This is a genomic window from Legionella sp. km535 (genome assembly GCF_003990085.1).
Classification (GTDB): domain Bacteria; phylum Pseudomonadota; class Gammaproteobacteria; order Legionellales; family Legionellaceae; genus Legionella; species Legionella moravica.
In genome coordinates this window covers 19062-30617 of the sequence record NZ_RZGU01000031.1, presented here as the reverse complement: position 1 = coordinate 30617, position 11556 = coordinate 19062, and the positions used below count along the sequence as shown (strand labels likewise).

Sequence of the window (11556 nt, the reverse complement as noted above, 5' to 3'; positions counted from 1 at the left end):
TTTCTTGAAAAACGGTATCTTTCACTGTACGTCCTTGACCTAAATGGGGATTTAGGGCGCTATCTTAGCGCTTTATCAAGGACGCTCAACTATTTCTTCTTTTACCGGACAGTAGTGCGCGAAAGCGGGGAATTCCAATTAGCATTTCGTCAAGAAAAACTTAAGGCTAATTGGAAGAGCGGGGAGTGCGTTAGACTTTTCAGTAGACTATTCCGGTGTTGTTATTCTGTCTTAAAATCTACTTTAAACCCCTGCCAGCATTTAGCATAGTCTGCTTGAAATGCCGGGTTATGGATAGCCTGTTCCGTAACCAGCCAAACATCTTTTGTTTCAAACATAAATGCCAAAGAATCATAATACTCAGGCTTTAGCTCCATCGTAGAGGCTTTATTATAGGATTCATGATCGGGGCCATGTGGAGTCATACCATTATGTATGCTGATCCCACCGGGAGAAAAACCTTCTTTTTTGGCATCATATTCCCCGCGTATCAGGCCCATCAACTCGCTCATACAATTGCGATGAAAATACGGGGGTCTAAATGTATGTTCTGCCACCATCCAGCGTGGCGGAAAAATGACGAAATCCAAATTAGCTACTCCCGGAGTGTCGCTTTCAGAGGTAAGTACCGTGAATATGGACGGATCGGGGTGATCATAGCTTACGGTATTTATGGTATTAAACAGGCTTAAATTATAGCTGTAAGGGGCATAGTTTCCATGCCAGGCAACAACGTTCAGAGGGGAGTGATCGCTGACAGCAAACCATAATTTATTTTGATGTTTGCATACCAAGGTGCTTTCTTTAGTGTTTTGCTCAAACGATGCGACAGGATATTGAAAATGACGAGGATTCGCCAATCCATTGGCACCAATTGGGCCTAGCTGGGGAAGAGTTAAGGGGTTACCCTGATTTTCACAAAGATAACCTTTTGCTTGCTGGCTTAATACTTCTACTTTAAATTTGACACCACGCGGTATGACGGCAATGAGTTCAGGGCACAAATTAAGTGTGCCAAATTCAGTATGCAGATTGATTTCACCATGATAGGGTACGAATAACAATTCTCCATCATTATTCGAAAAATAGGTGTCTACCATGGATTGGTTGCAATGATAAATATATGCATTGACCTTGCTCGAACCCGCAATATGAAATAAACCGTCGATAAAATTACACTGAATCTGTGAGCTGGTGTACAAAGGCGACCAGCGTAATGGATTGGGCGACTGTTCTTCGATAAATGGATGAGTGATGTTACGTTCATAGGGATAATATATTCCCTGAGCCACTGAGGGCAGTATTCTGTATAACCAGCTGCGAAGATTGTTGTGTCTGGGACGTGTAAAGGCACTGCCACTTAATTGTTCTGCATAAAGACCCAAATTACAGTGCTGCGGTGAGTTTTGATTTAAGGGTAATGCACCATTAACGGCTTCACTTTGATGATAATTACCAAATCCTTGCATATACACTGTACTTCTCCTTTAAGGTTTTTTATCAAACAGGCTAGCATAGTCTAAAAAAGTTCAAAATGTCGAGAGTGAATGATGTTTTAGGCGTTCTTTTTAATGATGGAGCGATGTATAATCGGAGTAATAAATTTTTTGTCTTGAGGTGGAGTAATGGCAGGTCATAGTAAGTGGGCAAATATTAAGTTTCGTAAAGGCGTGCAGGATGCTAAACGAGGCAAAATATTTACTAAATTAATTCGTGAAATTACCGTCGCAGCTCGTATGGGAGGAGGAGATGAGTCAACAAATCCTCGACTACGTGATGCTGTAAAAAAGGCGCTTAACGCGAATATGAAACGCGATACCATTGATAATGCGGTCAAGCGTGGCGTAGGTGGTTTGGATGGTGACGCCATGGTTGCGATGCGTTATGAAGGTTATGGCCCCGGCGGTATTGCTGTTCTGGTTGATTGTTTATCCGATAATAAAAACAGAACCGTATCTGAAGTACGTCACGCATTTACGAAGCACGGTGGAAATCTTGGAACTGATGGCTCAGTTTCCTACCTGTTTGCTAACCAAGGTGAGATTCTTATGGCACCTGGCCAGTCTGAAGACCTGGTTATGGAACTTGCCATAGATGCAGGAGCTTCTGATGTTAACGTTGAAGAAGGACAAATTGAAGTAATCACCCCCGTTGAAGCTTATCACAGTGTTCTGACCGCGTTACAGGATGCTAATCTGGAGATTGAACAGTCTCATTTGACCATGCGCGCACAAACCATGATTGCCATTGATGATGAAACTGCTGAATCTTTGATTAAATTAATCGACATGCTTGAAGACCTGGATGATGTTCAAGAGGTCTATAGCAATGCTGAGTTTTCAGAAAACTTATTAGAATCAATGAATTAATGACTGTAATATTAGGGATAGATCCCGGATCACGGATTACTGGATACGGCTTAATCAGAGAAACAAACCGCACTATCCAATATATTGATAGCGGATGCATTCGCACTTCCCCTGATGGAGAATTAAGTCAGAAATTATTGCAGATTTATGATGGTATTTGTCAATTAATGGATGAATATTCACCATCGGAAGTTGCCATAGAACAAGTATTTATGCATCAGAATCCTAACTCGGCGTTAAAACTGGGGCAGGCGAGGGGAGTAGCAATGGTTGCCGCTGCTTCTCACCGGATTAAAATCAGTGAGTACTCAGCAAGGGAAGTCAAACAAACAGTCGTTGGTTATGGTGCTGCTGAAAAGGATCAGGTAAACCATATGGTGGTGCATTTGCTTATGCTGAACAGTGCGCCTCAAAATGATGCGGCGGATGCATTGGCAATTGCAATATGTCACAGTCATATGCGAACTGGCTTAGCTGCTGTAGGCAAAAAGGGTTACACACGAAGGAGGCGAACGAGATGATTGGTTGGTTGAATGGGCATATTGTAGATAAACATCAACCGGGAAAGATAGTCCTGGATGTCAATGGCGTTGGTTATGATGTTGAAACTTCATTAAATACCTTTTTTCAACTCGAAGGTTCTTCTACTGCTGTCAGCCTGCATATTCATACCGTAGTTCGCGAAGATGCCTTATTGCTTTATGGATTTTTGAACAAGCAGGAACGATCTTTGTTCCGTGCATTGATTAAAGTGAATGGAGTCGGTCCGAAATTGGCAATGGCCGTTCTATCCAGTATTTCTCCAAACGAGTTTATTCAATGTATTTATCAGGAAAATGCAGCACTTTTAACCAAGTTACCGGGTATAGGTAAAAAAACTGCAGAGCGGCTTGTTGTTGAAATGAGAGATAGTATTAAACAGTTTGGCGACGCTCCAACGGAATCCTTGCCGCAACAAAAGTATCAGATGAGCAGCCCGGATGAGGCCATCAGTGCTTTGGAAGCTTTAGGCTATAAACCACAGGAAGCATTGAAAGTGGTGAATAAAATAGATGATGGAGCCAAAACTTGTGAACAGCTCATTCGTGAATCGCTAAAAATTCTATCCTTAAGGGCGTGACTCAACTCTGTATTTTAGCGGTAAGTATACTTTTACAATGAGGCCAGTACCTGTTTTGGGTGAATCAAGAACAACTCGGCCTCCATGAAGTTCACATATCTGTTGTACTATAGCTAATCCAAGACCACTTCCAGGACTTTTATTTCCCAGTACTCTAAAAAATCGCTCAAAAACACGAGCTTGTAATTCAGGTGGAATTCCTGGTCCATTATCAGCAACTTCAAGAATCAGCTCATTATTCTGTCTTATAAGACGTACAATAACACGTCCATTTTCCCCACAATAGCGAATAGCATTATCTACCAGATTACGAATCAGAATGCCTAATGCTGTTGGGTTTCCCTGAATTTTTGGTATGTTGTTTTCGCTTTCAAATTCTAGTTCAATTTGTTTTTCAACTGCTGATGGTGCCAGCATCGCTAATATTTCTCGAGTCAATTTGCTTAAATTGACCTCATCTTCATCATGAAAACTGGTTGCTTCCGGTACGAGTCGGCTCATGGTTAACAACTGTTGAACTATATGAGTACTGCGATTTACACTGCCAATTAATTTTTGCAATGCTTGATTCTTTTCTTCGATATCAGTGGAGTTTAGAGCCACTTGTGCTTGAGCCTTGAGAGCGGCAAGCGGCGTTCTTAATTCATGGGCTGCGTCAGCTGCAAAGCGTTTTTCTCTTTCGAACCCTTCTTTAAGCCGATAAAATAATTTATTAAGCTCATCGATTACTGGCTTAATTTCTTCGGGAACTTCTTGTAAATCCACTGGTTCCAAATGAGTGGGAGCCCGGTTAGCCACTTCTTCCGCAACTTTATCAAGGCTGTCTAATCCTCTGCCAATAATAATCCAGATCAATAATCCTGATAAAGGAAAGGTAAGCAGCATAATGTAGAGATCATCCTGAGCTATTCGATGCCCGAGTTCATTACGTGTATCATAGCGCTCAGCCAATACGGTACGAATGCCGGCTTTATCATTGTAGGTTGTGAATACTCGCCAATTTTGATCTGCAATTTTTTTATCACTGAACCCATCTATTTCCGAGGTTAGTGGAACCTTTGGTGCAGTAGAAGAATGTAATAATAATTTTCCTCCATTTGTCCAAACTTGAAAATTAAACTTATCAAGATAATTTTCAGGGGGCTCATCATTTAAAAATCGTTTTTGATAATAGGCATCAATTTTTTGAGGAATAGTTTCTAGAGCATCCTGTATTTTTATGAGAGGGCGCTGGTGCAGATCATCTCCCAGCAAGGCTTGATATGAGAGAGCGGAAATAGCCATTAAGGTATCTAGATGATCTTGAATATCCTTTTGATCCAGGTAGTAGTTACCGATGGCGGTCAGCGTGGTGGTGATCGTTATGGCCAATAGCAGGTTAATTAATAGAAATTTTCGTATAGAAGATTTCACGATATAAGAACACCATCATTTTTTTCAGCCATGTAGCCCACGCCTCTAATAGTGCGGATAAAATTTGCGTTCAATTTTTTACGCAAATTATGTATGTGCACTTCCAGAGCGTTACTGTCTACATCTTCTTCCCAGCCATAGATACTCTGCATTAATTGTTCACGAGATAAAACCTGACCGCTATTTTCAAGGAGTTTTTGCAACAAAGCAAACTCTCGACGTGGTACATTCACGAGTACGTCATCGACCAAAACTGAATGTGCAGCAGGATCAAGTGTGATGTTTCTATATTGCAAAACGGAATCTGCCCGACCTTGAGAACGTCTTACCAACGCTCGAATGCGGGCGCTTAGTTCATTCAGATCAAAAGGTTTAATGAGATAATCATCAGCACCGCTATCAAGACCTTTTACGCGATCTTCTACGGATTCACGAGCAGTTAAAATGATAACCGGTGTACTGTTACCATCATGTCGGGTACTTTGTAATAAGGATAAACCTGATAACTTGGGTAATCCCAAATCCAGAATGATTAGCTCAAATGATTCAGATTTTAATGCGGCGCGAGCTGCTTCACCATCTTTTAACCAATCAACAATATATCCAAACTGTGTTAACCCCGTTTTCACAGCATCGCCAAGTAGTTCATCATCTTCAACAAGTAATAATCTCATCGCAGCTCCTACTTTAATTTCATCTTTTTAGATGAAGACTCTATTGTATATTATTGTTTTTCCAGCGCATTCTCATCCATGTGTTTTGTTAAATAAAAAGCTTGTATCAGTACAAATAATAATGTAAATCCAACTCCACCGAAGAGTTTAAAATTAACCCAGGCATCTGTATCGTAGTAATAAGCAACGTAAAGGTTTAACGCACCCATTAAAATAAAAAACAGAGTCCAGGCAAAATTAAGCCTGTGCCAGATTTTAGAGGACAGCTTAACATTGGCCTCCATCATTTTTTGAATAATAGGCTTTGAACCGATAAAACTGGAACTGAAGAATACTAAAGCAGATAGCCAGTAAATTCCGGTTGGCTTCCACTTGATAAACCAGGGATTCTGAAAAAACAGAGTGGCACCGCCAAGGACCACAATAATTCCCAAGCTGAATACTTGCATTTTGTCATATTGTTGGAATTTTAATCGATAAAGAACAACCTGACTAATTGAGGCAATCATGGCAACAGCAGTAGCTATATAAATTCCGAAAAATTTATAAACTATAAAAAATAAAACTATGGGGAAAAAATCAAACAGTAATTTCATATTATTTAATTGATTAATAAGATATTAAGAGTATAACACAAGTTTTAGTACACTCCTGCAAGCTTCATACCGGAAAGATAAAATAAATCAATAAATTTTTGAGTATTAATAAAAATTGCATATTAAATCAACAATTAATACTTCGATTTTAACTTCAGTGTAATAAATTATAAATGACAATTTCAGGCATTATCTGTTTTTATGGTTGGGAGTAATGTATTTTTCAGTTCATTTTCAGGTGCAATTTTGATAGCCACAAGTTCATCTTGCGAATCAAAACTGATCAGAAACTTATCAATTATGGTGCTGAGTTCTCAGTAAATCACAAATTCTAACTGAGCATTTTTCAATAGGGCATGTTTACATTTCATCTCCAAAGCCTACGTGCCGCGACTTGTTGGCGGTATTGTAGTCTGTTTGCTCGCAAACAGGATCATGGTTTCTCTAGCGTCTAAATCGAAGCTTATAGTTGGTGCATAAAATCCTGGTTGCGAGCAACTGTCTCTTGATCACATCTTGCCTACGACTAGCGGATTTGATCGCAGAACCAGGATGGCTGTGCTAAAACACGGGATCCCGCGGTCAAAGCCGCGGGAATTCGCATGATATGTGAGTTCATGCTTCATTTCGAAATCCCGCGGCGAAGACCGCGGGATCCATAAAGTAAAACCGGACTGGTTTGTGAAGATGTGTATAAGATTCAGTTGCGAGCAACCAGGCTTAACTGAGAAATAGTTGATTATAAACACGCCTTAGTTCATTCGCATTGGTTATCCCACCAATATTTTTTGTCCCAAGCGAAGTGTTTTATTTTTTCCAAGGCCTGGATTTAAATGGAGAAGCGAGTTCACTTTAGTTTGATGCTGTTTGGCAATAAGGCTTAAACTATCTCCCCTTTTTACAATATATATTGCTGGCTGCTTAACCTTTTTCCAAATAACTAGATGTTGTCCTGACCGTAAGGGTTTATTGGTTGTCAGTTTATTCCAGCTTTTGATTTCTTTAATCGTGACTCCATAAGTATTCTGAATCTTTTGATAGGTATCTGTTGCTTTTACTGTATGAATCACTCTCTGGTTTTTAGTTTTAGATAATTGGTATGGCAAAGAAGTTGCAGCGGGAGCTTCTCTTTTGGCAACCGAAAGAGGTTTTTTATTGCTTGGTATTAAGATGGCTTGATTCGGTTTCACGCTATTCGTAGTAAGCTGATTTAATTGTTTGATTAACTTGACCGTTGTGTTGTATCGAGCGGCAATAGAATCGAGGCTGTCGCCTTTTTGTACTTGATGTTTTGGCCAGCTCACTCGTTGATCTTCTGGCATATTGGATAAATTCAGGTTAAATCGTTCTACTTTTTCAGTCGGTATGAGTAATTTAAAAGGCTTATAGGGCGTTGTTGTCCAACGATTATATCCTGGGTTCAGTTTTTTTAATTCGGTATAACTGATCCCTGCAAGTTTCGCCGCATGATTCAAATCAATTTGACTACCTATGTTGACCTCTTCGAAATAAGGTAAATAGGGAATGCTGGGTAAACTCACTTTGTAACGTCCCGGGTTTTTAATGATTTCAGCCAAGGCAAGCAATCTAGGGACATATAGCTTAGTTTCCCTAGGAACAGGCAAATTCCAAAAGTTACTGGATCGACTATGACTTACTGTAGATTTTAATGCTCGTGCGATAGTTCCTTCTCCGCAATCATAAGCAGCGATAGCCAATATCCAGTTACCCTTAAAAAATTTATTTAAATAGAGCAAGTAATTGAGTGCGGCATCAGTTGATGGTCTAATGCTGCGTCGTCCATCAAACCACCAATCTTGTTTTAATCCCAATTCGCTCCCGGTTTTGGGCATTAACTGCCATAACCCAGCAGCTCCTGCTCCTGAATAGACAAATGGGTCGTAGGCACTTTCTACCATCGGAATGAGTGCAAGCTCTCCTGGTAATTTACGCTTTTTAATTTCACCAACGACATGATAAATATACGGTTCTGATTGTCTGCTGACTTTATTTAAATAACTTGGATGAGCGACCAGCCATCTGATTTGTTCCTGAACTTCCGGGCGTGTTATTTCATGACTCAGGGTAAATTCACTACGCAGCACATCCCAGACATCAGGTGCTCCTCGAGCAATTGAACCGTTTGAAATGCAGATAAAGATGAGGATATATGACCAAAAAATTCTTATAATCAATGAGTTAAATTTCAATGGCGTTACCTGTACTCATAATTGGCTGAACAGTTTACTAAAAAATAGTGAAGTATTAAACCCTTTTTGGGTTTAATACATACATATGGTGTAGAATTAATGCTTATTGACTTTCTATTGAAATGAATTTTTTTGCTGTCTCAGCACGCCAAAGACTTCAAGTGAATCAGAAGAGTTAGCTCCATGCTTGAGAGCATATTCAATTACTCCCTTTTTATCAGTTCGAAGAAAAGGATTAACGGACAGTTCCAGCCCCAAATTAGATGGCAGGGAACATGTTATTTTTTGATGAACAAGCTGATTTAGATAGTCGGCAATGTCCTGATTTTGAGGTTCTACAGTAAGTGCAAATCTGAGATTTTGTTGTGTGTATTCGTGGCCACAATAGATTTTGGTGGATTCAGGTAACTTTTTAAACAAATTCAATGAGTGATGCAATTGCTCCATAGTGCCATCAAATACTCGACCACAACCTGCAGAGAACAGAGTGTCCCCGCAAAATAACCATCCTTGCTGAGGTTCATAATAACTCACATGAGTGGATGTATGCCCTGGATTGTATAAAACATGAATTGTTGCCGTTTCCAGGGGAATGGTTTGATGTTCATGAACTGTGTGGGTCAGGTAAGAGATTCTTGAGTCATTTGGGCCGTACACAATAGAATCAGGAAAGGCTCTGCGCAATTCATTTACCCCGCCTATATGATCATTATGATGGTGAGTTAAAAAAATAGTGCGAAGTTTTAACTGGTTGGTTTTGGCGAAATCCAGGACCGGTTCTGCCTCTCCAGGGTCGACACAATCAAATACCCCGGATTTATCACCGGTCAGGGCCCAGATATAATTGTCAGAAAATGCAGGTATAGGGATCACTTCTATCATTTATTTCTCGTGTTGTTTTGAAAAAGGTTCAATGATGTAAGAGGATACACCTGGGTTAAAATAGGTTCTGAGCGTATCCAGTACGATTTTAAGTTCCGCAGCTAAAGTGAAGGGCGGATTGATTATCCATAATCCACACCCAGTCATCCCGTCTTTAGGGGCTAGAGTCAGATTAAACTCAATTCTTAATGCTTCATTCGCCTCAATCTCTTTCATACCTCTAATCAGTTGTTCGGTTAGTTTTCTATTCACCACGGGATACCAAAGACAGTAAACCCCAGTGGAAAACTTATTAAAAGCCTGTTTTATGGCGGAAGGTATTTCTTTATATTCTTCCTTGCGCTCAAATGAGGGATCAATAAAAATCAAGCCTCTCTTTTCAGGCGGAGGTAACAATGCCTTCATACTGGAAATACCGTCAGAGTTGCTGGTATGCACTTTTTTATTGAAATGAGCCATCTGATCCAGTGCTTCGAATTCAGCTGGATGAAGTTCGCATAAATACAATCTATCCTGCATGCGTAATGTCTGAATGGCGAAGTAAGGGGAGCCGGGATAATGTCTTAATCCATCTTTAGGATTCATGGATTTGATGGTATCGAAATAGCCTTTAAATACCGGATTGAGCTGTTTGCGATCGGGCCAGATTAATTGAACTCCCTGTTTGTATTCACCGGTTTTTTCTGCCTGTTTATCCCTTAAGTCATATTGCCCTTTACCCGAATGTGTTTCGAGATATAGCAGTGGTTTATCTTTTTTTATCAAGTACGATAACAATCGGGTTAACGTCACGTGCTTGATAACATCGGCAAAATTGCCCGCATGGTATCCATGTTGATAGCTCAGCATAAATGAGTACTTGTTTTGAGAGTTTTGCCGAGTATAGCAGAATCCTGATAGTTCACGTAATAACTGTTTTGGTCTTTGTATTGTATTGAGGGATGGTTTATTAATCAGGCGCCCTGAACGATAGTTTTAAGAGTCGAGAATTTGGCTTTAAACAGGAAAAAAAAGCTTCATATAACTTGAAATCAGCAAATCAGTACCCATTACCGTATTTTAAATTTGTGCACTATACTTTTCTTGTAGACACTCAAAAGGAGGGTGAAATGAGTTTACATGAGGAATTTGATGATCAATCGTTTTCTGACTATAACTTTGATGATGACATCGACGACATGAATCAGAAAAAAAGAGTCAAGCGTATGCTCGAAGACCGATTGGAAAGAAAGCGCCTGAGAGATGAATTTAAAGATGATTTCGATGAGTTAAGCGGTGAATTTGATTGGGATGAACTGGATAAATAAGTTTCATCCCCGGGCTTTTGCTGCTGCCAGCATGGTGTTTTCAAGTAATGAAACGATGGTCATTGGACCGACACCACCAGGAACAGGAGTTATCCAGGCTACCTTATTTACTGCTTTGTTAAAATCAACATCACCTCTAATAGTGCCATCGCTTAAACGATGCATCCCGACATCAATGAGTATTTGACCTTCATTAAGCCATTCGGCATCGATGACATCCATTTTTCCTGTTGCTACAACGACCATATCGGCAATTTGAACCAGCTTGTGCAGATTTTGCGTAAATTTATGACAGACAGTTACGGTCGCACCAGCAAGCAATAACTCAAGACTCATTGGTCTGCCGACTATGTTTGATGCGCCGATGACTACGGCATGTTTTCTTTTAACCTCGATCTGATAATGGTGTAAAAGATTCATTATGCCCAATGGGGTACATGGCCTCAATAATGGATTTCGCTGTGCCAGTCTTCCCAAGTTATAGGGATGAAAACCGTCCACATCTTTTTCAGGCTTGATGTGTTCTATGATTTCGGTTTCATTAATATGCTTCGGTAATGGCAGCTGAATTAATATTCCATCAATCAGATCAGAGTCATTTAATTCTGTAATGAGCTGAAGTAATTCCTGTTGGCTGGTTTCAGCCGGTAAATCGTAAGAATGGGAGGTGATGCCTACTTCCTCACAGGCTTTTCGTTTGTTAGTGACATAAATAGTAGATGCCGGATCAGTTCCAATCAGTACTACTGCCAATCCAGGTGCTCTTTGCCCTTGTTGAACATGGTGTTGCACTCTAATTTTTAGTTCATTTCGGCGTAGGGATGATAATACTCGTCCATCGAGTAACGATGCTGTCATAATGTCCCCATAAAATTTGAGACCCTGATTATGAATTAGGGGGGTAGTTATTGCAATATATTAATTGGGCACTCTGGGTAGAAAAGCAAAAAGAATTAAAACATGTCAGGTCTTCCTGGAGCATGAA

The 11556-nt window shown here is 40.1% G+C and carries 12 protein-coding genes; 4 read left to right on the top strand and 8 right to left on the bottom strand.

All coding sequences use genetic code 11. From position 1 onward, the window contains the following. Positions 1-221: 221 nt before the first annotated feature. Positions 222-1475 (bottom strand): homogentisate 1,2-dioxygenase, encoded by a 1254-nt coding sequence (gene hmgA, locus ELY21_RS14425; RefSeq protein ID WP_127110609.1) that lies wholly within the window; start codon positions 1473-1475, stop codon positions 222-224. A gap of 150 nt (positions 1476-1625) precedes the next feature. Between hmgA and ELY21_RS14420 the strand changes: the two genes are divergently transcribed. The 3 genes from ELY21_RS14420 to ruvA are packed head-to-tail and all read left to right on the top strand — an operon-like array spanning position 1626 to position 3489. Beyond that, positions 1626-2369: a YebC/PmpR family DNA-binding transcriptional regulator gene (locus ELY21_RS14420; RefSeq protein WP_028384416.1), complete on the top strand. Its 744-nt coding sequence runs from the start codon at positions 1626-1628 to the stop codon at positions 2367-2369. Then, positions 2369-2890, top strand: coding sequence for a crossover junction endodeoxyribonuclease RuvC (gene ruvC, locus ELY21_RS14415; protein ID WP_127110607.1), 522 nt, complete (start codon positions 2369-2371; stop codon positions 2888-2890). Before ELY21_RS14420 ends, ruvC begins: the two co-directional genes overlap by 1 nt. Then, complete coding sequence (gene ruvA / locus ELY21_RS14410) at positions 2887-3489, top strand: Holliday junction branch migration protein RuvA (RefSeq protein ID WP_127110605.1); 603 nt, start codon at positions 2887-2889, stop codon at positions 3487-3489. The genes ruvC and ruvA overlap by 4 nt, the downstream gene beginning before the upstream one ends. Here the strand turns inward: ruvA and ELY21_RS14405 are convergent. From ELY21_RS14405 to ELY21_RS14375, 6 genes are all read right to left on the bottom strand, one after another. After that, on the bottom strand, positions 3478-4902 hold the full coding sequence (locus ELY21_RS14405; protein WP_127110603.1) for an ATP-binding protein: 1425 nt from the start codon (positions 4900-4902) through the stop codon (positions 3478-3480). The two genes, ruvA and ELY21_RS14405, sit on opposite strands and share 12 nt — an antisense overlap. After that, the gene (locus tag ELY21_RS14400; RefSeq protein WP_028384420.1) at positions 4899-5576 is read right to left on the bottom strand and encodes a response regulator; all 678 of its coding nucleotides are present in this window, start codon (positions 5574-5576) and stop codon (positions 4899-4901) included. The genes ELY21_RS14405 and ELY21_RS14400 overlap by 4 nt, the downstream gene beginning before the upstream one ends. A gap of 50 nt (positions 5577-5626) precedes the next feature. Continuing rightward, positions 5627-6172 (bottom strand): septation protein A, encoded by a 546-nt coding sequence (locus tag ELY21_RS14395; protein ID WP_028384421.1) that lies wholly within the window; start codon positions 6170-6172, stop codon positions 5627-5629. 770 nt (positions 6173-6942) lie between these two features. Continuing rightward, positions 6943-8382: a LysM peptidoglycan-binding domain-containing protein gene (locus ELY21_RS14390; protein WP_127110601.1), complete on the bottom strand. Its 1440-nt coding sequence runs from the start codon at positions 8380-8382 to the stop codon at positions 6943-6945. Between the two features lie 114 nt (positions 8383-8496). Further along, positions 8497-9261 (bottom strand): hydroxyacylglutathione hydrolase, encoded by a 765-nt coding sequence (gloB, locus tag ELY21_RS14380; RefSeq protein ID WP_127110611.1) that lies wholly within the window; start codon positions 9259-9261, stop codon positions 8497-8499. 3 nt (positions 9262-9264) lie between these two features. Next, positions 9265-10113, bottom strand: coding sequence for a 23S rRNA (adenine(2030)-N(6))-methyltransferase RlmJ (locus ELY21_RS14375; protein WP_127110599.1), 849 nt, complete (start codon positions 10111-10113; stop codon positions 9265-9267). Positions 10114-10373: 260 nt separating this feature from the next. On the opposite strand from ELY21_RS14375, the gene ELY21_RS14370 reads away from it, so the two are divergent. Further along, the gene (locus ELY21_RS14370; protein WP_127110597.1) at positions 10374-10571 is read left to right on the top strand and encodes a hypothetical protein; all 198 of its coding nucleotides are present in this window, start codon (positions 10374-10376) and stop codon (positions 10569-10571) included. Between the two features lie 3 nt (positions 10572-10574). Here the strand turns inward: ELY21_RS14370 and folD are convergent, their stop codons facing one another. Continuing rightward, positions 10575-11429 carry a bifunctional methylenetetrahydrofolate dehydrogenase/methenyltetrahydrofolate cyclohydrolase FolD gene (gene folD / locus ELY21_RS14365; RefSeq protein ID WP_127110595.1) on the bottom strand — a complete coding sequence of 285 codons (855 nt, stop codon included), beginning with the start codon at positions 11427-11429 and terminating at the stop codon, positions 10575-10577. Between the last annotated feature and the right edge of the window lie 127 nt (positions 11430-11556).